Annotated in this window: 19 protein-coding genes and 3 tRNA genes; 8 read left to right on the forward strand and 14 right to left on the reverse strand. The window is 61.1% G+C overall.

Annotation, left to right across the window (positions count from 1 at the left end):
- Positions 1-57: 57 nt before the first annotated feature.
- A tRNA-Gly gene (locus ACFWYE_RS05705) sits at positions 58-131 on the reverse strand.
- Positions 132-252: 121 nt separating this feature from the next.
- A tRNA-Tyr gene (locus ACFWYE_RS05710) sits at positions 253-337 on the reverse strand.
- A gap of 355 nt (positions 338-692) precedes the next feature.
- Here ACFWYE_RS05710 and ACFWYE_RS05715 point away from each other — a divergent pair.
- Positions 693-1,541 carry a TrmH family RNA methyltransferase gene (locus ACFWYE_RS05715; protein WP_379110124.1) on the forward strand — a complete coding sequence of 283 codons (849 nt, stop codon included), beginning with the start codon at positions 693-695 and terminating at the stop codon, positions 1,539-1,541.
- 320 nt (positions 1,542-1,861) lie between these two features.
- Here ACFWYE_RS05715 and ACFWYE_RS05720 read toward each other — a convergent pair whose 3' ends face one another.
- The 3 genes from ACFWYE_RS05720 to gcl form a co-directional block, all read right to left on the reverse strand.
- Complete coding sequence (locus ACFWYE_RS05720; protein ID WP_379110125.1) at positions 1,862-2,746, reverse strand: 2-hydroxy-3-oxopropionate reductase; 885 nt, start codon at positions 2,744-2,746, stop codon at positions 1,862-1,864.
- Positions 2,747-2,830: 84 nt separating this feature from the next.
- Positions 2,831-3,628, reverse strand: coding sequence for a hydroxypyruvate isomerase (hyi, locus tag ACFWYE_RS05725; RefSeq protein ID WP_379110127.1), 798 nt, complete (start codon positions 3,626-3,628; stop codon positions 2,831-2,833).
- A 45-nt stretch (positions 3,629-3,673) separates the two neighbouring features.
- Positions 3,674-5,455, reverse strand: coding sequence for a glyoxylate carboligase (gcl, locus tag ACFWYE_RS05730; protein WP_379110128.1), 1,782 nt, complete (start codon positions 5,453-5,455; stop codon positions 3,674-3,676).
- 210 nt (positions 5,456-5,665) lie between these two features.
- On the opposite strand from gcl, the gene bhcR reads away from it, so the two are divergent.
- Complete coding sequence (gene bhcR, locus ACFWYE_RS05735) at positions 5,666-6,487, forward strand: HTH-type transcriptional regulator BhcR (protein ID WP_379072309.1); 822 nt, start codon at positions 5,666-5,668, stop codon at positions 6,485-6,487.
- 9 nt (positions 6,488-6,496) lie between these two features.
- Here bhcR and ACFWYE_RS05740 read toward each other — a convergent pair whose 3' ends face one another.
- A complete protein-coding gene (locus tag ACFWYE_RS05740) occupies positions 6,497-6,664 on the reverse strand; it encodes a hypothetical protein (RefSeq protein ID WP_379072311.1) in 168 nt (55 codons plus the stop codon).
- A gap of 240 nt (positions 6,665-6,904) precedes the next feature.
- On the opposite strand from ACFWYE_RS05740, the gene ACFWYE_RS05745 reads away from it, so the two are divergent.
- Positions 6,905-6,979 (forward strand) — tRNA-Thr (locus ACFWYE_RS05745).
- A 69-nt stretch (positions 6,980-7,048) separates the two neighbouring features.
- Here ACFWYE_RS05745 and ACFWYE_RS05750 read toward each other — a convergent pair.
- A complete protein-coding gene (locus ACFWYE_RS05750; protein WP_379110130.1) occupies positions 7,049-7,294 on the reverse strand; it encodes a hypothetical protein in 246 nt (81 codons plus the stop codon).
- 143 nt (positions 7,295-7,437) lie between these two features.
- Between ACFWYE_RS05750 and ACFWYE_RS05755 the strand changes: the two genes are divergently transcribed.
- Both ACFWYE_RS05755 and ACFWYE_RS05760 read left to right on the forward strand, forming a co-directional pair.
- Positions 7,438-8,211: an NAD kinase gene (locus tag ACFWYE_RS05755; RefSeq protein WP_379072316.1), complete on the forward strand. Its 774-nt coding sequence runs from the start codon at positions 7,438-7,440 to the stop codon at positions 8,209-8,211.
- A 193-nt stretch (positions 8,212-8,404) separates the two neighbouring features.
- Positions 8,405-9,937, forward strand: coding sequence for a DEAD/DEAH box helicase (locus ACFWYE_RS05760; RefSeq protein ID WP_379072319.1), 1,533 nt, complete (start codon positions 8,405-8,407; stop codon positions 9,935-9,937).
- 105 nt (positions 9,938-10,042) lie between these two features.
- On the opposite strand, the gene ACFWYE_RS05765 is transcribed toward ACFWYE_RS05760, so the two are convergent.
- The 5 genes from ACFWYE_RS05765 to ACFWYE_RS05785 all read right to left on the reverse strand — a co-directional run bounded on the left by ACFWYE_RS05765 (position 10,043) and on the right by ACFWYE_RS05785 (position 16,683).
- The gene (locus ACFWYE_RS05765) at positions 10,043-10,690 is read right to left on the reverse strand and encodes an OmpA family protein (RefSeq protein WP_129415689.1); all 648 of its coding nucleotides are present in this window, start codon (positions 10,688-10,690) and stop codon (positions 10,043-10,045) included.
- 167 nt (positions 10,691-10,857) lie between these two features.
- A complete protein-coding gene (locus ACFWYE_RS05770; protein ID WP_379072322.1) occupies positions 10,858-11,226 on the reverse strand; it encodes a GFA family protein in 369 nt (122 codons plus the stop codon).
- Between the two features lie 97 nt (positions 11,227-11,323).
- A protein-coding gene (prfB, locus tag ACFWYE_RS05775) for a peptide chain release factor 2 (RefSeq protein WP_379072325.1) occupies positions 11,324-12,455 on the reverse strand; the annotation gives its coding sequence in 2 pieces (ribosomal slippage) (positions 11,324-12,388 and positions 12,390-12,455; 1,131 coding nt in all).
- 205 nt (positions 12,456-12,660) lie between these two features.
- The gene (locus ACFWYE_RS05780) at positions 12,661-15,114 is read right to left on the reverse strand and encodes a penicillin-binding protein 1A (protein WP_379110132.1); all 2,454 of its coding nucleotides are present in this window, start codon (positions 15,112-15,114) and stop codon (positions 12,661-12,663) included.
- A gap of 318 nt (positions 15,115-15,432) precedes the next feature.
- Positions 15,433-16,683, reverse strand: a complete 1,251-nt coding sequence (locus ACFWYE_RS05785; protein ID WP_379072331.1) for an N-acetylmuramoyl-L-alanine amidase — start codon at positions 16,681-16,683, stop codon at positions 15,433-15,435.
- 637 nt (positions 16,684-17,320) lie between these two features.
- Between ACFWYE_RS05785 and ACFWYE_RS05790 the strand changes: the two genes are divergently transcribed.
- Positions 17,321-20,125: a ribonuclease E/G gene (locus ACFWYE_RS05790; RefSeq protein ID WP_379110134.1), complete on the forward strand. Its 2,805-nt coding sequence runs from the start codon at positions 17,321-17,323 to the stop codon at positions 20,123-20,125.
- 90 nt (positions 20,126-20,215) lie between these two features.
- Here ACFWYE_RS05790 and ACFWYE_RS05795 read toward each other — a convergent pair whose 3' ends face one another.
- Together ACFWYE_RS05795 and ACFWYE_RS05800 are read right to left on the reverse strand one after the other, a co-directional pair.
- The gene (locus ACFWYE_RS05795; RefSeq protein WP_379110136.1) at positions 20,216-20,452 is read right to left on the reverse strand and encodes a DUF378 domain-containing protein; all 237 of its coding nucleotides are present in this window, start codon (positions 20,450-20,452) and stop codon (positions 20,216-20,218) included.
- Positions 20,453-20,554: 102 nt separating this feature from the next.
- Positions 20,555-21,703, reverse strand: a complete 1,149-nt coding sequence (locus tag ACFWYE_RS05800; RefSeq protein ID WP_379110138.1) for a pyridoxal phosphate-dependent aminotransferase — start codon at positions 21,701-21,703, stop codon at positions 20,555-20,557.
- 156 nt (positions 21,704-21,859) lie between these two features.
- Between ACFWYE_RS05800 and ACFWYE_RS05805 the strand changes: the two genes are divergently transcribed.
- A complete protein-coding gene (locus tag ACFWYE_RS05805; protein ID WP_379072339.1) occupies positions 21,860-23,263 on the forward strand; it encodes a M48 family metalloprotease in 1,404 nt (467 codons plus the stop codon).
- A 61-nt stretch (positions 23,264-23,324) separates the two neighbouring features.
- Positions 23,325-24,095 (forward strand): DsbA family protein, encoded by a 771-nt coding sequence (locus ACFWYE_RS05810; RefSeq protein WP_326895698.1) that lies wholly within the window; start codon positions 23,325-23,327, stop codon positions 24,093-24,095.
- The last annotated feature ends 103 nt before the right edge of the window (positions 24,096-24,198 follow it).

Consider the following 24,198-nt stretch of genomic DNA (forward strand, 5'->3'; position numbering starts at 1 on the left):
AAACAGGATATCGGCCGCGCTTCGCGCGGCCTTTATTTTCTAGATGATGGAAGTGACTGGAGCGGGTGAAGGGAATCGAACCCTCGTATTCAGCTTGGAAGGCTGCTGCTCTACCATTGAGCTACACCCGCTTTGCGTCCGCATCCATAGAGGAGATGACGGCGATCCGGAAGCCCGTTCCACAAGAAATTTGGCCGACTGAACAAGGCAGCTGCCTTGCGGCCATTCGACCTTGTTCTCATGAAAAAGAAGTGGTGGGAGAAGTAGGACTCGAACCTACGAAGGCGTAGCCAGCGGATTTACAGTCCGCCCCCTTTGCCGCTCGGGACATTCTCCCTTAACCGTGACCTGTCCCTGTTGTGGGATCGGCCGGCCGGAAACCGGGTGCCTTATGGCGGTTGAGGTTCGGCCTGTCAACCACGGCCGGCAACCACCAGGATGATTTTCTTCATATGGAGCAGCAGCCGCTCCCAACCAACCTCCGCAAACCTGTCGCGGCTAAGATGAAAGGCGTAAAATGCAGCCCGCCCTGCGAAGCTTCAGGCGATTGCCAGGCCTGTTTCAATCCCGGAACAAGGGCCCCGCCGGGATTCTGCAATCCCTCGAAAGAAAAGCCGACATACCGGTTTACTTTTGGACACAGCCGCGACATCTGCACTAAAATTGCGCTTGCACGATGCCGGAGCCACCTGATGAGCAACGACACCAAGAAGGGAACGCCGAAGGACAGCCACTACGCGCGGCTGCGGCGTGCGCACCGCGAGGAAAAGACCGGCGGCGGGCCTGCTTTCCGACCACGCCCGAAGGTCGCGCCAGGCGAAGGCCCGGCAAACGGGCTGGTGCGGCTCTATGGACTGCATACGGTGCGTGCGGCACTCGACAACCCCGGCCGTCGCATCCGCTCCATGCTGGTCACGCGCAACGCACTGGAGCGGCTCGAGATTTCAGACATCGCCACCCTGCCCTTCAAGGCTGAACTGGTCGAACCACGCGATATCGACAAGCTGACGGGATCAGACGCCGTGCACCAAGGTGTCCTGATCGAGGCCGAACCGCTGAAACCAAAACGGCTCGATGCGCTTGGCGACAGCAATCTGGTGCTCGTCCTCGACCAGGTCACCGATCCGCATAATGTCGGCGCCATCCTGCGTTCTGCCGTCGCCTTTGGTGCCGGCGCCCTGATCACCACCGCGCGTCACAGCCCACAGGAAAGCGGCGTGTTGGCAAAATCGGCGTCCGGCGCGCTGGAGCACATCGACCATATCGAGGTCAAGAACCTCGCCGAGGCGCTCGATGAACTGCATGAGGCGGGTTTCCAGACGATCGGCCTCGATTCGGAGGGGCCGGCAGAGCTTGAGAAAACCTTCTCTGGCGACAGGATTGCCCTGGTTCTGGGTGCCGAAGGCAAAGGTCTGCGTCAGAAGACGCGCGAGACAGTGACGGCATTGGCCAGGCTGAACATGCCGGGAGCCATCCGCTCGCTCAACGTTTCCAACGCTGCCGCGGTGGCGCTCTACGCGGTGCGACGATTCCTCGGCTGATCTGTATCGCCAAAAAGAATGCCCTCGCGTTGGGATCGAGGGCAAGGGCTTGCGCCTGAACGTGAAATCTTCGTCAAAGCGGAGAAACCGCCAAGGTGGGCGATGGTAGGTAGATCCACCTCGCCGCGGCACATGGCCTCGACGAGGTGGATCTGGAGGCGGTCCGCCGCTCCCAGCCGAACCGCAATCGGGAACCCACTCCTCCAGAGCCGCCGGGCGTCATCTCCTCCTGGGCACGCAGTACCAGAAGACGCTTCAAAGGCAGGCCTCAAAAACGGTGCATCCCGAAGAATGCGCCCCGGGGAGAGGTTCCCTGAAGATCAGGCCACAGGATGCCCGGCCATCAACTCCAGCGCCTTGACCACCCCGGAGTGATCATCCCTGGCGCCGCCATTGGCCGCGCAGGCGTTGAAGAGCTGCTGTGTGGTCGAGGTGTTGGGCAAGGCAACACCCAGCGACCTGGCGCCTTCCAGTGCGAGATTCAGGTCTTTCTGGTGCAACTCGATGCGGAAACCCGGCGCGAAGGTGCGCTTGATCATGCGCTCGCCATGAACTTCCAAGATGCGCGAATTGGCGAGGCCTCCCATCAGAGCCTGCCGCACCTTGGCCGGATCGGCACCCGCCTTGGAAGCAAACACCAGCGCCTCGGCGACGGCCTCGATGGTGAGTGCGACGATGATCTGGTTGGCCACCTTCGCCGTCTGGCCGGAGCCATTCGGGCCGACGAGGGTGATGTTCTTGCCGAGCTTGTCGAAGATCGGCCTGGCGCGATCAAACGAAGCCTCCTCGCCGCCGACCATGATGGCGAGCGAAGCCGCCTTTGCGCCAACCTCGCCGCCCGAAACCGGAGCGTCGAGATAGTCCGCACCGGTCGCCTTGACCTTGGCGGCGAATTCCTTGGTGAAGATCGGCGAGATCGAGCTCATATCGATGACCAGCTTGCCGTTTGACAGGCCCTCGGCGACACCCTTGCCGCCGAACAGGACATCCTCGACCTGCGGAGTGTCCGGGACCATCAGGATAATGATGTCGGCCGCACGCGCCACCGCATCATTGCCGGTCACGACCTTGATGCCCTTGGCGGAAAGCTCCGGCGCGGGCTTTGCGAAATGGTCGGTTGTCACGACCTCATAGCCGGCGTCGAGCAGATGTCCCGCCATCGGCGTGCCCATGATGCCGAGGCCGATGAAACCGATCTTTTCCATTGTCATTGTCCTTTCGAAGTCAGTCGTCTTCCCGCCAGCCGGCTCGCGCCGCTGGAGGAGGCAGAAATTTTCCAGAGGATGCGGTCAGGCCGCGGCGCTGCCCTTGCCGATCAGAGCGTGGAACCAGCCCAGCCCAGCCTCGGTGCCGGCCTTCGGCTTGTATTCAGCGCCGATCCAGCCCGCATAGCCGATGCGGTCGATATGCTCGTACAGGAACGGATAGTTGATCTCGCCCGTCCCCGGCTCGTTGCGTCCGGGATTGTCCGCCAGCTGGATATGCGCGATGCGGCCGAGATTGGCCTCGATGGTCCGGGCGAGATCCCCCTCCATGACCTGCATGTGATAGATGTCGTACTGCAGATAGAGGTTCTTCGAGCCGACCCGCTCGATGATATCGAGCGCCTGGCCGGTGTTGGTCAGGAAGAAGCCGGGAATGTCACGGGTGTTGATCGGCTCGATCAACAGCTTGATACCGGCCTGCTCCAGCTTCTCGGCGGCAAAGCCGAGGTTCTCGACAAAGACATTCTGGAGCGCCTGCTGCGACACGCCGGCCGGGGTGATACCAGCAAGACAGTTGACCTGGTCACAACCCAGCGCATGCGCATAGGCGATGGCCTTGGCAACACCCTGTCGGAACTCATGGATGCGGTCCGGCAGCACGGCGATACCGCGTTCGCCCTTGCCCCAGTCCCCGACCGGAAGGTTGAACAGGACCTGTGTCAGGCCGTTCTTCTTCAATCGGGCAGCGATCACCTCGGGAGTGTGGTCGTAGGGACCGATATATTCGACCCCCTTGAAGCCGGCGCGGGCCGCCGCATCGAAGCGATCGAGAAATTCGTGCTCGTTGAAGAGCATCGAAAGATTGGCTGAAAACCGTGGCATAGCGGAACTTCCTTGGAAATTGAGTCAACGACTTCAGGAACAGATTCAGTCGAGCAGCACGATCGCCGTGGGAGCGTCTTCGTTTTTCTCGGCCAGTTCCTCGAATTCGGTGATGTTGTTGATCTCGGTGCCCATGGAGATGTTGGTGACACGCTCCAGGATGAATTCCAGAACGACCGGAACCTGATGCTCCTTCATCAGCCGTTCGGCCTCCTTGAAGGCACCGGCGAACTCTTCCGGTTTGCGAACCCGAACCGCCTTGCAGCCCATCGCCTCGGCGACGGCGACATGGTCGACACCATAACCTGCTTCCGGGTCATCCTTCCTGTTCTGGTTTTCGAAGGCAAGACTGACTTCGTAGTCCATCTGGAAGCCGCGCTGTGCCTGGCGGATGAGGCCGAGATAGGCGTTGTTCACGACGACGTGGATGTAGGGCAGCTTGTGCTGGGCACCGACCGCCAGTTCTTCGATCATGAACTGGAAATCATAGTCACCCGACAGCGCAACGATAAAAGCATCCGGATTGGCGGCGCGAACACCAAGCGCTGCCGGCAACGTCCAGCCGAGCGGGCCGGCCTGGCCGCAATTGATCCAGTTGCGCGGCTTGTAGACATGCAGGAACTGCGCACCGGCAATCTGGCTGAGGCCGATCGTGGTGACATAGGTGGTGTCGCGCGGGAATGCCTTGTTCATCTCTTCGTAGACACGCTGGGGCTTCAGCGGAACCTGCTCGAAATGGGTCTTGCGCTTCAGGGTCTTCTTGCGTTCCTGACAAGATTTGGCCCAACCGGACCAGTCGCGCAGCTTGCCGGCCGTCTTCCACTCGGTGGCGACGTCGAGCAGCGCCTTCAGCGCCGCACCAGCGTCGGAGACAAGGCCAAGATCCGGCGCGAAGACGCGGCCGATCTGGGTTGGTTCGATGTCGATGTGGATGAACTTCCTGCCCTTGGTGTAGACATCGACCGAACCGGTGTGGCGGTTGGCCCAGCGATTGCCGATACCGAACACGAAGTCGGCTTCCAGCATGGTCGCATTGCCGTAGCGGTGCGAAGTCTGCAGGCCGCACATGCCTGCCATCAGGGCGTGGTCGTCGGGGATGGTGCCCCAACCCATCAGGGTCGGAACAACCGGAACGCCGGTGATCTCGGCAAATTCGATGAGCAGGTCGGAAGCGTCGGCGTTGATGATGCCGCCACCGGCGACGATCAGCGGCCTCTCGGCCTGGTTCAGCATGGCCAGGGCTTTTTCCGCCTGGGCGCGGGTCAGCGCGGGTTTGGCCAGCGGCAGCGGCTCGTAGGCGTCGATGTCGAATTCAATTTCGGCGAGCTGAACGTCGATCGGCAGGTCGACCAGAACCGGGCCTGGGCGACCCGAGCGCATCAGATGGAAAGCCTTCTGCAACGTCATCGGAACCAGATAGGGCTCCATGACCGTCACCGCCCACTTGGCGACCGGACCAGCGATCGCGGCGATATCGACGGCCTGGAAATCTTCCTTGGTGAGACGGGCACGCGGCGCCTGGCCGGTGATGCACAGGATCGGAATAGAGTCGGCCGCCGCCGAATAAAGGCCGGTGATCATGTCGGTGCCAGCTGGACCGGAGGTGCCGATGCACAGGCCGATATTGCCAGCCTTGGCACGGGTATAGCCCTCCGCCATGTGGGAAGCTCCCTCGACATGGCGCGCCAGGACATGGCCAATGGTGCCGCGTGCCTTCAGTGCCGAATAGAACGGATTGATGGCAGCACCCGGCACCCCGAAGCCGCATTTGATCCCCTCTTTCTCGAGAACGAGAACCGCCGCATCGACTGCGCGCATCCTGGCCATATCTGAGCCCTCCAAAACGGTGATGTTCGAATGGTCCGACTCTGCCAGCGGCTCGCGTATTTTTCAATTTTTCCAAAATAATTTTTCATTATTGAAATTTATCCCTTTCATACTGATTTTAAAAAAGATTCCGTTTTCCAATCAAATCGCTATCGGCAATTCGAAAAAATTTTTTATTGATGATCGGCCAGTTTTGGCGACAATGCGGATATGGAACAAACCGAAAAACGCCAGCGCGGACGCCCACGCGCATTCAACGCCCCTGCAGACACCGCGCAGGTGCAATCGCTGGATCGCGCGCTGCGCATCCTTGCCATTGTCGCGGAAGGTAGCGGCCTGTCGCTCTCGGAGGTGGCCAACGCTTCCGGCATCGCCGCCTCGACCGCCTACCGCATGCTGACGACACTCGAAACACACGGCATGGTCGAGTTCGACAAAACCGATCAGCTCTGGTCGATCGGTGTGGAGACCTACCGCATGGGCGCCGCATTTCTGCGCAGGCGCAAGCTGGTCGACCGTGCCCGCATCGTCATGCAGGAGCTGATGGAAAAGACCGGCGAGACCGCCAATCTGGGTCTGGCCGAAGACGACTGCGTTGTGTTTGTCAGCCAGGTCGAGACACATCAGGCGATCCGTGCCTTCTTCCGGCCGGGTACGCGCAGCCCGTTTCATGCCTCCGGCATCGGCAAGGCCGTGCTGGCCTATCTCGACGGCGATCGTGTTGCCGCCATAAGCCGCAAGACCGGGCTCGAAGCTTTTACCGCGAAAACCTTGTCCACCCTGCCCGCATTGGCGCTCGATCTGAAGGATATTCGCGAAAGAGGCTGGTCCGTTGACGACGAGGAACGGAACCTTGGCATGCGCTGCGTTGCCGCCGCGATTTTCAACGAATTCGGAGAACCGATCGGTGGCGTTTCGGTATCGGGGCCGACGGCAAGGGTGACGCCCGAACGCCTGACGGAGATCGGGCCGCTGGTGCGGAATGCAGCAGTGGAGATCACCAAGATGATTGGTGGCAGCACCAAACGCTGAACGTTGCCATCAGCCCATTCCGGTGACGTGGCGCAGCCAGAACGCCAGCACGATGAAGCCGATGGCGAAACTGACGCCGGTCCAGTCGACATTGGCGCCTTTGAGGGCACGCAGCAGCTTCATCGCCAGAAGCCAGACGGCGAATACGATCAAACCGACGACGACGATTCGGATCATGGACAAACCCCATCAACGATACCCGCTAGCAGGCATCGCCATGGATATAAGGATGAAACTGGCCGATTTCATGCTCGACGCCCGGCCAGGGGAGCATTGCGGCATCCAAGTTGCCGACAATTGTCTTTACTGGCGCGGCAAATGTGCTAACCGGTGCGCCATGTTCCTCCAACCTGGCAACTGAAACCGGGATCGGAGGATCCGAAGTACCGATTGGCCACCAAGTTGCGGTGTCCTGGAGCCGGCGTAGCACAGCGGTAGTGCAGCGGTTTTGTAAACCGAAGGTCGGGAGTTCGATCCTCTCCGCCGGCACCATTCAATTCAGCCTGCAGTTGCAATGTCCTGCCCCGGGCTGGCACTTCTTCTCCGCCTTTCAGTTCCTGATCAACGCTTGCTCAGGCAAGGCATCAGCACGCCCGTGCATTTTGAAGACACGACCGGCTGGTTCATCTGGTCTGAGGCCCGGACCACGATGGAGAACATCACGGCGAACGAACCGAGCATCAGGAAAAGGATCATCAGGCGTGACATCGACAATGGGAAAGCTCTCGACTTGGCCCCCGCCCACCGATTGCTGCCCCAAGCATGGGCAAAGCAAATTTCAGAAAAATTAAGACGGATTTTAACCATGTTTGCGCAAGCAGACACGGTGCAATGATTCGTCCGTCGCGAATGGCAGTGATCTTGCCGTGCTTACCATGACGCCCTTTGCAGGTGCCGGTTGACCATGCTACGCCGCGCTGGTCGATGCCGAGGATCGCCCGCCGGGAGCCATGACGAATACCGTAAGCCGCCTCGCCTTTGTGTCCTCCGAAACCGCCGACGCCCGGGCCGCGCTGGAGCGGCTTAGTGCCCGCTATGGCCAGGTACCGGTCGATGAAGCCGATACGATCGTCGCCCTCGGTGGCGACGGTTTCCTGTTGCAGACGCTGCGTGACACGATGAGCAGCGGCAAGCGTGTCTACGGCATGAACCGGGGCACGATCGGCTTCCTGATGAACGAGTTCCGCGAAAAAGGCCTGACCGAACGCATCGCCAAGGCGGTACCGGAAACCATCCGGCCGCTGGAAATGTCGGCAACCAACGCCGAAGGCGAAACCGTCGAAGCGCTTGCCATCAACGAGGTGGCACTATGGCGCCAGTCCTACCAGACGGCCAAGATCCGCATTGCCGTCGACGACCATGTACGCCTCGAGGAATTGAGTTGCGACGGTGTCATGATCGCCACGCCGGCGGGTTCCACTGCCTACAACCTTTCCGCCCACGGCCCGATCCTGCCGCTCGATGCTCCCCTGCTGGCGCTCACCCCGGTGAGCCCGTTCAGGCCGCGCCGCTGGCGTGGCGCGCTGCTTTCCAACCGCGCAACGGTACGCTTCGACATACTGGAGGCAGAAAAGCGGCCGGTGAACGCCGCCGCCGACCACACCGAGGTGAAGGCTGTGACGTCGGTGACGGTGCGAGAATCCCTGACCGCGACTGCCACGGTGCTGTTCGATCCCAACCACTCCTGGGATGAGCGTATCCTGGCCGAACAGTTCCGATATTGAGCCTGCGCCCGGCTTGACGGAACCCTATCAGACACTACCTTAGGCAAAAGACCGCGTGATTGCCGGCTTTCAAGCCCGTTTGTGTTGACAAAACGTGGACTTGCGCCTATCGGCGTTCACGATATCGAAGACGCGAGGCGTCTGCCGCGACGGAAGCCGCCGCGCTCCCCATACAAGCCAAAGACAGCAAAACTTGTCCTCAGACACCCAGACCGCTCAAGAAGCGTTGCTTTTTTCCGACCTCGGCCTCTCGCCCAAGGTTCTTTCCGCCGTGACAGACGCCGGCTACACGCAGCCGACGCCGATCCAGGCCGGCGCGATCCCGCACGCTTTGCAAGGCAAGGACGTCCTGGGCATCGCCCAGACCGGAACCGGCAAGACCGCATCCTTCGTGCTGCCGATGTTGACGCGGCTGGAAAAGGGCCGCGCAAGGGCGCGCATGCCGCGCACGCTGATCCTGGAACCGACACGTGAATTGGCGGCCCAGGTCGAGGAGAATTTTGTCAAATACGGCAAGAACCATCGCCTCACCGTGGCGCTGCTCATCGGCGGTGTTTCCTTCGAGGACCAGGAAAAGAAGCTGGAACGCGGTGCCGACGTGCTCATCGCAACCCCTGGTCGCCTGCTCGATCACTTCGAACGTGGCAAACTGCTGCTGACCGGCGTCGAAATCCTCGTCATCGACGAGGCTGACCGCATGCTCGACATGGGCTTCATTCCCGACATCGAGCGCATCTGCAAACTCATCCCATTCACCCGGCAGACGCTGTTCTTCTCCGCGACCATGCCGCCCGAGATCACCAAGCTCACCGAGCAGTTCCTGCACGCCCCGGTGCGCATCGAGGTCGCCAAGGCTGCAACCACGGCTTCGACAGTGACGCAGCGCCTGGTCAAGGCCGGCTCGAAACCGTGGGACAAACGTGCCGTCCTGCGCGACCTGATCCACGCAGAGGAAGAAGGGCTGAAGAACGCCATCATCTTCTGCAACCGCAAGGTCGAAGTCTCGGAACTGTTCCGTTCGCTGCTGAAACATGACTTCAACGCCGGCGCACTGCATGGCGACATGGACCAGCGCGCGCGCATGACCATGTTGTCCAACTTCCGCGACGGCAAGCTGAAGTTGCTGGTGGCGTCGGACGTCGCCGCCCGCGGACTTGATATTCCGGACGTCAGCCACGTCTTCAACTACGACGTACCGATCCATGCCGAAGACTATGTCCACCGCATCGGCCGTACAGGCCGCGCGGGACGCTCCGGCAAGTCGTTCACCATCGCCACCAAGGGCGATACCAAATATGTCGACGCGATCGAGAAGCTGATCGGCAAACAGATCGAATGGTTCGACGGCGATCTTTCGACGCTGGTTGTCAGCGAGGACGCCGATGAGGCACCACGCCGCGGCCGCGGCGACAAGCGCCGTGGCGGTCGCAAGGATGGCGACGACCGGCGTAACAAGGGCAAGCGCGGCGACAGGCATGCCGCCAACGAAAATGGCGAGGCGATCCCGGCTCCGACTGAAGCGGCTGCACCTGCGGGTGACGACCGCAAGCAGCGCAAGGAGGCAATCCGCGCCGACAATGCCGATCGCAGGGACACCGACCGCAAGGATCAGCGCCCGCATCGCGAACAGCGCCACTCCCGTCACCACCGCGAGGAGGAAGACGATAAGACAATCGGCTTCGGTGATGACGTGCCCGCCTTCATGAAGATCGTCGCCAAGGTCTGAATGCAGTCGGGTGGATCTCGCCCGATGCCGGACTGAGTTTTCTACAAACACCCAAATAAAAACGGCCCCGAGCGGGGCCGTTTTCGTATCCGTAGAGGCCGAGCCTCAGGTAAGCGGAGAAAGTTGGATCTCGACGCGGCGGTTCTGCGCGCGGCCTTCGGCGGTGTTGTTGGGAGCAACCGGCCGGGTCTTGCCGAAGCCGGTGACCGCGAAGCGCCGCGAATCGACACCCTGCGACGACAGGTAGTTCGCCACCGAGAGCGCACGGCGCTGCGACAGGTCGAAATTGTGCTGGTCCGAACCGGTCGAGTCGGTGTGGCCGAACACGTCGACGGTAGTCTGATTGTACTTCTTCAGGACCAGTGCAACGGAGTTCAGCACCGAGTAGAAACTCGCCTTCACCGAGTCCTGGTCAGTGGCGAAAGTAATGTCGGATGGCATGTTGAGAACGATCTGGTTGCCAACGCGGGTAACGCTGACGCCGGTGCCCTGCAGCTGCTGACGCAGCGCATTTTCATTCTGGTCCATCACCGAACCGATGGCGCCGCCTGCCAGCGCACCGATGCCCGCACCGATCAGCGCATTGCGGCGATCGTTGCCACCTGCAAGCGTGCCGAGCGCCGCGCCAGCCAGACCGCCGAGAACGGCGCCGCCCGCGGTATTGGAAACCTTCTGCTCACCCGTGTAGGGATCGGTCGTGCAGGCACTGGCCAACACCGCCGTAGCCACCACGCTGAGCACAATTTTCTTCATGAGATATCCCTCTCCAAACTACGGCCGCGACTCGGCGCGCGGGCAAGTCCTTAGCCGCCCTTCTAGCACGAATTGCGGCAGAAACCGGAGCATGAAATGGCGGAGCGCGGGGTTTTTCCGCGTGCCCTCAGGATCATCGCGTCGAGCAAGGAAAACTCCAGTCGCGACTACCAGAGGTTCTTGCCGTCGATGATCACCACCTCGACTGTATCGAGGTCGAAATCGTCGAACAGGCGCGAGTTGATGCTGATCTTGGGATTGTCGAAATCCGGCTCGCCAGTCGACCAGTCCGGCGTCTCGGTGAAGGTGCCGCAGCCGCAAATCGCGCAGAAGCCGTGCTTGATGGTCTTGGAGCCCCAACGGTAGAAGCTCACATTTTCAGGACGGCTGGTAAGCTTGAACTTGTCGGGCGTGTAGTAGGCCCAGAGCGAGCCACGCTTCGAACAGAAGGAGCAGGTGCACTGTGTCACCGTCTGCGGCGCCTCCGACACCTCGAACGTCGTGGCCCTGCAGTGACAGCTTCCCTTGATGATCATCGGCTCTCCTCGCTGTGCCATTGGATTAGCAACACAGCATAGAGAGAGCCTCCTGACAACTTAACGTCAGGAGGCCATCGAAACGGAGCGGATTTTCCTAGTCGATATCCGCGACAGGCTGCCCCACTCCGCCTTCGATGCGCTGCGACAGCGAGGCTTCCATGAAGTCGTCGAGGTCGCCGTCGAGCACGTCCGACGGGCTTGTCGACTCCACGCCGGTGCGCAGATCTTTCACCAACTGATAGGGCTGCAGCACATAGGATCGGATCTGGTGGCCCCAGCCGATATCGGTCTTGGCGGCTTCCGTCGCGCTGGCAGCTGCTTCGCGCTTCTTCAACTCTTCCTCGTAAAGGCGCGACCGAAGCATCTCCCATGCCTTGGCGCGGTTCTGGTGTTGTGAACGCCCGGCCTGGCACGCGACCGCAATCCCGGTCGCGATATGCGTGATGCGTACGGCCGAGTCGGTGGTGTTGACGTGCTGGCCGCCGGCACCCGACGACCGGTAGGTGTCGATGCGCACGTCGGATTCGCTGACGTCGATCTGGATGTTGTCGTCGATCACCGGATAAACCCAGATCGATGAGAACGAGGTGTGGCGGCGCGCGTTGGAATCGTAGGGCGAGATGCGCACAAGACGGTGCACGCCCGATTCCGTCTTCAGCCAGCCATAGGCATTGTGGCCCTTGATGAGCACTGTCGCCGACTTGATGCCGGCTTCTTCGCCATCATGGACTTCCAGGACCTCGACCTTGAATTTGCGACGTTCGGCCCAGCGCGTGTACATGCGCAACAGCATGTTCGCCCAATCCTGGCTTTCGGTGCCGCCGGCACCGGCGTGGACTTCCAGATAGGTGTCGTTGCCGTCGGCTTCACCCGAGAGCATGGTCTCGATCTGGCGCGCGCGGACTTCGCCGGCCAGCGAGCGAATCGCCGTCTCGGCTTCCTGGACGACGCTTTCATCGCCCTCTTCCTCGCCGAGTTCGATCAGGCCGATATTGTCCTCGAGTGCCTGGGTGACGCCCTTGACCGTGCCGATGCCCTCCTCCAGACCCTGGCGCTCGCGCATCAGCTTCTGCGCTTCCTGCGGATCGTTCCACAGGCTGGCGTCCTCGGCACGGACGTTCAGGTATTCAAGCCGTTTTAGCGCTTGATCCCAGTCAAAGATGCCTCCTCAGCAGGGTTATCGCCTGCCTGATCTCGTCGACAATGTTCTGCGTTTCCGCGCGCATGATCTCTTTTCTTTTCCGGTTTGCGAAGTGACGACCGTCGCCACTCGGGGCCAGCTGAGATTCAAAGGACACCTGCCCGCCGTTGCCGGCTCAAGATGGCATGGATCCCAACAAGCAAGTCGGCGCGATACATAGGCATCGCCCCGCCGCCTGTAAAGGAAAATGGGCCGGCATAGAGCCGGCCCATCCAACAAGGATCGTCTCGTCAGTAGAGGCCGCCGCCACCCGACTGGATCGCTTGCGAAGCCTGCGGCGAAATCCCCGTGCCGGGACCATTCGAGCCGTCAGACCCCATGCCGATGACCCAGTAGCTGTCGGCAGGACCCGTGCCGGGCTTGAAGGCTTCCATGATCGTGTTGGGGTCGCCCTCGTTGGCACGCATGCCGGTCTTGCGGTTGATCGCGACCAAGGTCATGCCTTCCGGTACCTTGAATTCGATCTTCGGCTGACCAACAAGCGCTTCGCGCATCATGTCCTTGAAGATCGGCGCCGCGAGACCGCCACCCGTGATGCCCTTGCCGAGCGGCTTGGGCTGGTCATAACCAAGATAGAGACCGACCAGAAGATTCGGCGTGAAGCCGATGAACCAGGCGTCCTTCTCGTCGTTGGTCGTGCCGGTCTTGCCAGCCATCGGGTAGCCGAGTTCGGCAACGGTGGCACCGGTGCCGCGCTTGATCACGCCTTCCATCATGGAGGTGATCTGGTACGCCGTCATCGGGTCCAGCACCTGCTCGGAATTGTCGGTCAGTTCCGGCTCGGGCTGGTTTTTCCATTCGGTCGCGTTGCAGTTCTCGCAGGTACGCTCATCCTGACGGAACACCGTTTTGCCGTAACGATCCTGGATGCGGTCGATGACCGACGGCTTGATCGATTTGCCGCCATTGGCCATGATCGCATAGGCCGAAACCATGCGCATGACCGTTGTTTCACCGGAACCCAACGCCATCGGCAGATATGGCGCCAGCTTGTCGTAGACGCCGAAACGCTCCGCGTACTCCGCAACCAGCTTCATGCCCATGTCATTGGCGAGGCGAACGGTCATCAGGTTACGCGAACGCTCGATACCGTTGCGCAGCGTCGACGGACCGGCCGAGTTGCCGTCGTAATTCTTCGGCGTCCAGGTGGTGTTGCCAGACTGGATGGTGATCGGACCATCCATGATGACGGAGGCCGGCGTATAGCCATTGTCCAAGGCCGCCGCATAGACGATCGGCTTGAATGATGAGCCAGGCTGACGCATGGCCTGCGTGGCGCGGTTGAACTCGGAAGCGGCATAGGAGAAGCCGCCGACCATGGCAAGCACACGGCCGGTGTGCGGATCCATGGCGACGAGGCCGCCTTCGACCTGCGGCACCTGGCGCAGGAGATAATCGGAACCGCTGTCACCCTTCCTCTGAACGAAGATGACATCGCCGGCCTTCAGGACTTCCGCCGGGGATTTCGCCTTCAGCGTCTTGTCACCCTGCTTGTAGCGCATCGCCCAGCTCATATCCTCGCGCGATACCGTGCCTTCGACCCGCTCCTTGACGAGGTCACCGGAAGCCTCGCGATCAGGCTGCAGGCCGATGGACAGACCCTCGCCGGAACTGTCGAGCACGACGGCGAGCGTCCATTCCGGCACGTCGCTCAAAGACTTGACAGCGCCCAGTCCCGGCCCCCAGTCGCCCGACACGTCGATATGCGTGATCGGGCCACGATAGCCGCGCAACGTATCGAATTTCATCAGGCCGTTCTGCATCGCCTTGCGAGCGAACAGCTGCAACTTGGGATCAAGTGTGGTTCGGACGGAAAGACCGCCTTCATAGAGTGCATTCTCGCCATAGCGGGAGATGATCTGTCGGCGGACTTCCTCGGTGAAATATTCACCAGCGAATAGGTAGGTGCCGTTGCGGCGCGGCTTGACGCCGAGCGGCTCGGCCTTGGCCTTGGCGCCCTCCTCCTTGGTGACGTAACCGTTCTCGACCATCTGATCGATGACCCAGTTGCGGCGCTCGATGGCACGCTCGGTGTGCCGGAACGGGTGATAGTTGGACGGGCCACGCGGAAGTGCGGCGAGATAGGCGGCTTCCGCCACCGTCAACTCGTTCACCGACTTGTCGAAATAGGTCAGCGCTGCGCCCGCAACGCCATAAGCGTTCAGGCCGAAGAAGATTTCGTTGAGATAGAGTTCAAGGATACGGTCCTTGGAATAGGCCTGCTCGATGCGGAAGGCGAGGATCGCTTCCTTGATCTTGCGGTCCATCGTCTGGTCGGCGGTGAGCAGGAAGTTCTTCGCCACCTGCTGGGTGATCGTCGAGGCGCCGACCGGACGGCGCGAACCCCAGTTCTGCACGTTGACGATGATGGCGCGGCCAAGACCGGTGATGTCGATGCCTGGATGCGAATAGAAATTCTTGTCCTCGGCCGACAGGAAAGCGGCCTTGACGCGATCCGGCACGGCCTGGATCGGCAGGTACAGACGACGCTCACGGGCATACTCGGCCATCAGCGCACCATCGGAAGCGTGGATGCGGGTGGTGACAGGCGGCTCGTATTTGGCCAGGACCTCGTAGTCAGGCAGCTCCTTGGCCAGATTGCCGACATAGATCGCGACAACCGCGGCGGCCAGCAGAGCCAGCATCGTGCCGATGCCGAAAAAATAGCCGATAAGACGAATCATGCCCACTCCAGTCCGTGGCCCAGGATTTCCCTAGCGCATGGTCCCGGGAATCGGAATCGATTTCCCGGCGCTCCTGCGCCGCTTCATACGCTACGGCAATCCTTGCGTCCTGCCCTTGCATGAGACGCCATAAACGATACTGCCTGCCACGCAAGGCTCGGGAACCACCCGGCCGTTCGCCACCCATTGTCGCGGCGATGTGGGTAAATTGCGGCAATCGCAAATTTCCTGGCCAATCGGCCGGAATATTAACACCCGGTGTTGTCGAGGTGCAACGCTGCCAAAGGCTAACAGCGCCCTGCTCCCATTTCAGCAGGCTTATCCGCCCGCATTGACCCGCGACGCAGCAAAAGCCGACACCGCCTTGCTGATGCTGTCGGCCGCCTTGCCACGCCATTCCGGGTTGGTGAGTTGCGCTTCGTCCTTCGCGTTCGACAGATAGCCCAGTTCGACCAGAACCGACGGCACGTCCGGCGCCTTGAGCACGCGGAAGCCGGCGAAGCGGTGCGGGTTGTTGATCAGCCCGACACTGTTGCCAAGCTCGCCGACCAGCGTCTGGGCAAAACTCATCGAGAAGGAATGGGTCTCGCGGCGGATCAGATCGATCAGGATATCAGTGACTTCCTGGCTGTCTTCCTTGATCTCCATGCCGGCGAACTGGTCGGACAGATTTTCCCGATCAGCCAGGGCCTGCGCTTCCGGATCGGAGGCCTTGTCCGAGACGGTGTAGACCGTGGCGCCACGGATGCCCTTCAGGCGAATGGTGTCGGCATGGATGGAGATGAACAGATTGGCGCCGCGCTGTCGGGCGATACGCACCCTGTCATCCAGGCGCAGGAAGGTGTCGTCCTCGCGGGTAAGCGAGATGTCATATTTGCCTTCCGCCAAAAGCCTGTCGCGCAGCTCCTTGGCGAAGGCCAAGGTGACATTTTTTTCGACCGTACCGTTCAATCCCTCGGCGCCACCATCGACGCCACCATGGCCGGGATCGATGACAATGGTGAATTTGTGGGAGGCTGCAGCAGGAACAGGCTTGGCGAGACGCTCTCGCTTGTCCGGAGAAACGGTCGAGGCCGTCGTCACCGCCTGGTCAGCGAGTGCCGCATCGAACTCGCGATCCGAAACGGCCGAGATGTCGACCGCCATGCGATAGCCGGAACCATCTTCGTTCTTGAGCACATCCAGCTTGTCGACGCGGAACGGCCCCTTGCTGATCAGGATCAGCCGCGAAGCCCCCGCCTCGATCTGGCCATAACGCACGCTCTTGATGAGCCCACGGGCTTTGAGATCCCTGGCGCTGAAAGCCAGCTTGGAGTTGGGAACATCGATGACCAGCCGGTGCGGACCGCGCAGCAGGAACCAGCGCGGATTTGGCTCGCGATCGAAATCGACGACGACGCGCATCTTGGTGGCGTCACCGGCCATCTTGTAGCCGGTCGCTGCCAGCGGAACCTCGGCGGCGCGCGCAATCGCCGGAAGGATCAGGCTCGCGAACACGACGAACAGAGCGCAGCATAGTACGCCGACCCAGCCGCCGAGCCTCTTGTTCGTGATTGCTTTCAGCCCCATCTCAATTCCAGTCGCTGCCGATTCATCGAACCAGCCCGGTTGTTCGGTCGAAGACGCGCTTAAGCGGTAAACTCGATTAACGATTGGTATCCAGAGAAGGTTAACCAAGCCTTTTCAAGAGCGATTTCGTTGAGGGAACAGCCCTTTGCCGGCATGGAAATCGGGGTTGCCTTCCTACGCGTCAAATCATAAAAGCGATGGTGGGTCACTGCAATCCAGGGACAACCTTTCCCCTCAGCTTTCTGCTGGGTTCAAGGTGAGAGGCAGGTCATCGCCAAAGCGGCGGGAATGCAGGTGATCGCGATGATTTTCGCAGGTGCTCGCCAGAGGCGGGGGAAGTGCCTGCGGCAGGAAAACGGCAAGGGTTGCACCGCGCCGGCTCGACAGGAGCAAAACAAGCTGGTCCGGGTTTCCGGGCTTAGGTTCAAAAAGGTCCGTTCGGTTTTGACGGTTTCAGGTACTGCATTGGAAAGGTCCGCATTCAACCGCGCCAACATGGCTGCGGGCGGCACCGCCATGACCCTGAAGCGGCCCACTGCGGACGCACAAACATCCGGCACTCACGCACAAACAGCATCACGGCAGCGGGCATCATCCCGTCGGTCGCGGCTGGCGGCTGCCGGGAGGAAACATAATAATGCCCAACAAGATGCTAATCGACGCCTCCCACCCGGAGGAAACACGCGTAGTCGTCGTTCGCGGTAACCGTATCGAAGAATTCGACTTCGAATCGCAGGACAAGAAGCAGCTCAAAGGAAACATCTACCTTGCCCGCGTCACGCGGGTTGAGCCGTCGTTGCAGGCGGCGTTCGTGGAATATGGCGGCAACCGCCATGGCTTCCTGGCTTTCAGCGAAATCCATCCTGATTACTACCAGATACCCGTTGCTGACCGTCAGGCGCTGTTGCGCGCCGAAGCGCAGGAGCATGAGGATGAAGACGAGGACGAAAACGGCGAGAATGGCGACGATCGCCAGGAGCGCAATCGCGGGCGGCGCGGCCGCCGTCGCGGACGCAATCGCGACCGCGGTGAGCGCAAGCGTGACGCCGCAGCCAGCGAAAACGACGAAACGGGTGATGAGGCAGTAGCGGCCGACGAAAGCGCCGATGATGTCGAAACCGTCGAGCCGAACGACAACGGCGATGCCGAAGAAGGCGTAAAAGGCGGCTCGATTGCTGCCAGTGTCGAAGTCGATGTGATTTCGGAAGAGGTCGCGCAGGAAAGCCGTGAAGAACAGCCTCACGCCTCTGAGGACGTTCACAGCGACGAAGTCGCACCTGCCGCCGATGCCGATCGTGGCACGCTGGAAGAAATAGCCTCCTCCCATTCCGATGATCACGAGATCGAATCGGTTGGCGCCGAGGACGCGCTCGAGGAAATCCGCGATCGGCGCAGGCCGGTGCGCAAGCAGTACAAGATCCAGGAAGTCATCAAGCGTCGCCAGATCCTGCTGGTCCAGGTCGTCAAGGAAGAGCGCGGCAACAAGGGCGCCGCTCTGACCACCTACCTGTCGCTGGCTGGCCGTTATTCCGTCCTGATGCCAAACACCGCCCGCGGTGGCGGCATCTCGCGCAAAATCACCAACGCCCAGGACCGCAAGCGTCTCAAGGAAGTGGTGGCCGACCTCGAAGTTCCGCAGGGCATGGGTGTGATCCTGCGCACCGCCGGCGAAAGCCGAACCAAGGCCGAAATCAAGCGCGACTACGAATACCTCATGCGGTTGTGGGAGAACGTCCGCAACCTGACGCTCAAGTCCACCGCACCCGCGCTGGTCTATGAAGAAGGGTCGCTGATCAAGCGCTCGGTGCGCGATCTCTACAACAAGGAGATCGACGAGATCCTTGTCGCAGGCGAGGACGGTTATCGCGAGGCGAAGGACTTCATGCGCATGCTGATGCCCAGCCATGCCAAGATGGTCCAGCCCTATCGCGATACTTCGCCGATCTTCGCGCGCAACGGCATCGAGGCACAGCTCGACAAGATGCTGCAACCGCAGGTGACGCTGAAGAGCGGCGGCTACCTGATCATCAACCAGACCGAGGCGCTGGTTTCGATCGACGTGAACTCGGGCCGCTCGACGCGTGAGCACTCGATCGAAGACACTGCGCTGCAGACAAATCTGGAAGCCGCCGAAGAAGTGGCCCGCCAGTTGCGACTGCGCGATCTTGCCGGCCTGATCGTCATCGACTTCATCGATATGGAAGAGAACCGGAACAATCGGGCTGTCGAGAAGAAGCTGAAGGATTGCCTGAAGAACGATCGCGCGCGCATCCAGGTCGGCCGCATTTCGCATTTCGGCCTTATGGAGATGAGCCGTCAGCGTATTCGTGCCAGCGTGCTGGAATCGACCATGAAACCTTGCCCGCATTGCGGTGGCACCGGCCATGTTCGTTCCGATTCCTCCGTCGCGCTGCTTGTCGTGCGTGCCATCGAGGAATTCCTGCTCAAGGATTCGCGCAGCCACATCACCGTTCGCACCCCGGCAGCGACCGCGCTATACGTGCTCAACCACAAGCGCTCCACGCTGGTCGAACTGGAAACGCGCTTCGGCTTGACGATCACTGTCGAAGCTGACGAGACCGTCGGTTCTCAGCACTATGCCATCGCGCGCGGTGCAATCGCCGAGAAGCCGGAAGGCTTCCTAGAGGCGAAGCCGCAGCCGATCCCACTCGAACCCGAAGAGCCGGAAGACGAGATCATCGTCGAGGACGAGGACGAGACCGAAGAAGATCAGCCCCGCCAGGAACAGCAGCAGGCACGCGACGGCGACAGCCAGCGCGACCGCAAGCGTCGTCGGCGCAGGCGTCGTCGCGGCGGCCGCGATCGCGATCAGGCGGCCACGGAAGCAGGCGATGAAGGCGCGGCTGCTGACGACGAGGAAATCGGCGAAGAAAGTGATGCCGCCGCCGTTGAAGCCGTGGCGGAGGTCGAGGCGATCGTTGTCGCAGAAGAGAACGACGACGAACCGGCCAAGAAACGCCGGCGCGGCAAGCGCGGCGGCAAGCGCAGCCGCAAGGAAGATGGCGAGACTGGCGACGATGCGGCAGAGGCTGCCACGGCCGACAGCGAAACCGTGACCGCCGAAGCCGTCGCCGAAGCTGTGGTGGTCGAGCCGGAACCCGCACCTGCCGTGGAGGAAGCTCCGGCCGAAAAGCCGAAAAAGCCGCGCCGTACAGCAAAGTCGAAGAAGGCCGAAGCCGCCGAGGCAGCAGCGGCGGAGGTCGCGACCGAACCGGCCGTCGACATCGTCGTCGAGACGGCTGCGTCTGAGGCCAAGGATGTTCCCGCCGGGAAAAAACCTCGCGCGTCGCGCCGCAAGACTGCTAGCGCGGAGACGCCGGCTGCACCTGTCGTTTCTTCCACGGTCGAAGCGGAAGCTGAAGAAGCAGTCGAAGAAAAGCCGAAGCGTGGCGGCTGGTGGCAGCGCAAGGGCTTCTTCTGAGTCGACTATCCGGCCTCGGCGGAGAAACCGTCAGAGCGTATAAGAAAGCGGCGGCACCAGGTGCCGCCGCTTTTTTCATCTTGGACGCGTTTAGTGATGGCGGATATGCCGTTCCGCCGAAACCTCACCTTCGCTGAACGCCTGTACGAACGGCATGAGCTGCCATACGGCCGAAAGGCCGATGATGACAGAAACCAGCCGGGCGAGCAGGGTTCCGGTGCCTCCGGACAGCATTCCGAGGACATCGTAGCCCGCAACGCCCATGACCAGCCAGTTCAGGCCGCCAATGATGATCAGGACGAGGGTGACAAGGTTCATGGCGCGCATCGGTGCCTCCATGAATTGTTGCCTGACGTTAAAACGCACTCCGCCGCTGCGGGTTCCTGCAGTCGCGAAATCGTGATGGGCGTAAGACCACCCTGGCCTTGCCTATTTCAGCCAGTGCTCCAGTCGGGCCACGGCTTCCACCATCTCTTCATGGCTGCCTGCGTAGGAGAAACGCATGTAGCGATGTCCCTGCAGCGGATCGAAATCCCGACCAGGCGTGGCGGCGACGTGGGCTTCTGCCAACATCTTGCCTGCAAATGTCATGCTGTGATTGGTGAGGCGCGAGACATCGCAGAAAGCGTAGAACGCGCCATCCATTGGCGCGGCAAGCACAAACCCCAATTCGGGCAGGCGTTTCATCAGCAGTTCACGGTTCCAGGCATAACGCGCCTTCACCACTTCCAACTGCTCGGTCGCCCTAAAGGCCTCCATGGCAGCCACCTGCGAAAGCTCCGGCGCGGAGATGTAAAGGCTCTGCGCGATGCGCTCGACCGGTCTCACCAGTTTTTCCGGCAACACCATCCAGCCGATACGCCAGCCGGTCATGCAGTAATATTTGGAGAAGGAGTTGATCACCGTGACGTCGTGGCCAAAGGCCAGCGCGGTGGTGTCGGGTGCGCCATAGGTCAGCCGATGGTAGATCTCATCGGAGATCACCGCGATGCCGAGCCGGTCCGCCGTTTCGACCAGCGCCTTCAACGCCTCGACAGGAATGACCGCACCGGTAGGATTGGCCGGACTGGCAAACAGCACGCCCTTCAAGGGCTTTTCGGCGTGCGCACTCACCAGATGTTCGGCGTGGAGATACGCTGCGCCTTCCAGCTCGATCTCAACCACCTCAATGCCGAGCGCTGCCATGATGTTGCGATAGGCCGGATAGCCGGGTGCAGCGATGGCAACACGATCGCCGGCGTCGAACATGGCCAGAAACGCCAGATTAAAGGCAGCAGAAGAGCCGGTCGTGACAGCGATCCGTTCCGGCGCGACCTCGATCTGGTAGTGGTCGCGATAGTGGTCGGCGATGGCACGACGCAAGCCGGCCAGGCCGAGTGCGTCGGTATAGCCGATGCGGCCGCTCTTCAAGGCGGCGGCGGCTGCCTCGCGCACGATGGCGGGGGCGGGATCGGATGGCTGGCCGACGGCCATGGAAATCACCGATACGCCTTCGGCCCTCAATTTGTTGGCACCAGCCAGAACATCCATGGCGTGGAACGGCTCGACGTCTCCGCGCCGTGACAATGAAACAACCATTCTTGGGCAAAACTCCTGTTCAAGACGCCCCCGCCATCCGCAGCCGGCCGCCGGACCGTGCCGCACAAATGCCCGATTGATGGGGATCACAAGTTCAGCAAGTTTTCGCGCGCCGGCTTTTCATCGTCAACTGCCTCGTCTACCAGTGTACGCATCATGCTAAGCCTCTCACGTCCCGGAAAGACGATCACAAGGACCGTGCGCGCCCTGGCGACGTTGGCGCTTGGCGCGGCTATCGCCGTCTCCGGCACTGTAAATGCTTTTGCGCAAAACGTGCCGGTCGTGCGGGATGCCGAGATCGAGGCGCTGGTGCGCGATTACGCCAAGCCGATTTTCAAGGCGGCCGGCCTTTCCAATGCCGGCATCCAGATCGTTCTGGTCAATGATCCCAGTTTCAACGCCTTTGTTGCCGGTCGCCGCGTCTTCATCAACACAGGTACGTTGATGCAGGCCGAAACGCCAAACGAGGTAATCGGGGTGCTGGCACACGAAACCGGGCACATTGCCGGCGGCCACCAGCAACGGCTGCGTGAACAGCTCGAGCGTGCCAAGACGATGGCAATCGTCGCCGGCCTGCTTGGTGCCGGCGCGCTGGTGGCAGGCGCGGCCAGCAACAGCAAGGGCCTGGCAGGTGCCGGCATGGGACTCGCCACCGGCGGCACCGAATTGGCGCAGCGTTCGCTGCTTGCCTATCAGCGCGGCGAGGAAATGACGGCGGACCGATCCGCCATTACCTATCTCAACGCCACCGGCCAGTCTGGTGCAGGCATGTTGAAAACCTTCCAACGTTTCCAGAGCGCGCTATCGCTTTCGGGCGCGCGTGTTGATCCTTACCGCGTCAGCCACCCGATGCCGCAAGAGCGTATCTCGAACCTGCAGGAACTGGTGAGCAAGAGCCCTTACCTTGATGCCAAGGATCCCCCTGCCCTGCAGCAGCGCCACAACATGATGCGGGTCAAGATCGCCGCCTTCACGCAAGGCCAGGCGGCCACGTCGCGGCTGCTGCGCAAGAATCCCGATGCGGTTGCGGTGCAGTACGGTGAAGCGATTTCGAACTACCTGAACGGCAATCCAAGTTCCGCGCTGGCCAAGACTGATGCAATGATCAAGTCACAGCCCAAGAACGCCTACCTCCAGGAGTTGCGTGGCGACATCCTGATGAAAGCCAACAAGCCGAAGGAAGCGGCCTCCGCCTACGCCAAGGCCGTCAGCCTCGACCCGGCGAAATCGGGACTTCTTTCCGTATCCTATGGGCAGGCGTTGCTTGCCCAGGGAACACCGGAATCGTTGAAACAGGCCGTCACGCAGCTCTCCAACGGCCTCGAGCGTGACCGCGAGAACGCCGGCGGCTACCGTTTTCTGGCGCAGGCCTATGGCGAACTCGGCGATGTCGGCAAGGCCGAGTTGGCGACGGCCGAAGGTTACTATTACCAGGGCGCCACCAACGACGCCAAAATATTCGCCATGCGTGCGCAGAAGCTTTTGAAGCCGGGCGAACCGGCCTGGGTTCGTGCACAGGACATCATCGGTGCCAAGGCGCCAACCAAGAAATCGAACTGAAGACGACACGGCCGCAGGATATGACCCTGCTGCAGCGCCTGAAAGGCAAAGGAAGACGACCATGAACAAGGCCTATCTGCTCAGCACCGCCGGAGCGGCCATTGCCCTTGCCGCCTTTACCTTCGGCTTTACCGCCAGCGACACCCGCCCGGCATCCGCCGACACCAAGCTCGATCGCGCCCAGGTCGAGGAGATTGTCCGCAACTACCTCCTGAAAAACCCGGAAATCCTGCTTGAAGTGCAGGATGCGCTGGAGACCAAGCAGAAGGAGGAACAGAAGCTCGCTGCTTCCGGCGTCATCAAAGAAAACAAGGACGAGATCTTCAACGCCTCGTACGACACCGTCGTGGGCAATCCCAAGGGCAAGATCACGATCGTGGAGTTCTACGACTACAATTGCGGCTTCTGCAAACGCGCGATGGCCGACATGGCCGATCTCACCAAAGCCAACCCCGATCTTCGCTTCGTGCTGAAGGAGTTCCCGATCCTCGGACCGGATTCCCAGAAGGCCCATGTCGTCTCGCAGGCGTTCCAGAAGCTGATGCCGGAGAAGGCGGGAGAATTCCATCTCGAGCTCCTCGGTGGCCAGACCCGCGCGACCGAAGAAACCGCCATCAAGATCGCACTGGAGCTCGGCGCCGACGAGGCAAAGCTGCGCGAGGCGATGAAGGATCCAGCCATCATGGAGCGCTTCGCCAAGACCTACGACCTTGCCAACAAGCTCGCCATCACGGGTACCCCCTCCTACGTCATCGGCAATGAGGTGGTGTTTGGCGCGCTCGGCGCGGATGTTCTGACCGAAAAGATCAAGGCCGCAAAGCCCACGCTCTGAGCTTTGCGGAATTGAACGCCCGGACTTGACCAGCTTAAGTCCGGTCAAACCGGCGTTGTGGACAGGCCAAGATCACACTTGCGCTCTTTTCGCCGCCGGTTAT

Origin of the sequence: Mesorhizobium sp. NPDC059025, from assembly GCF_042739655.1 — a bacterium.
Taxonomy (GTDB): Bacteria; Pseudomonadota; Alphaproteobacteria; order Rhizobiales; family Rhizobiaceae; genus Mesorhizobium.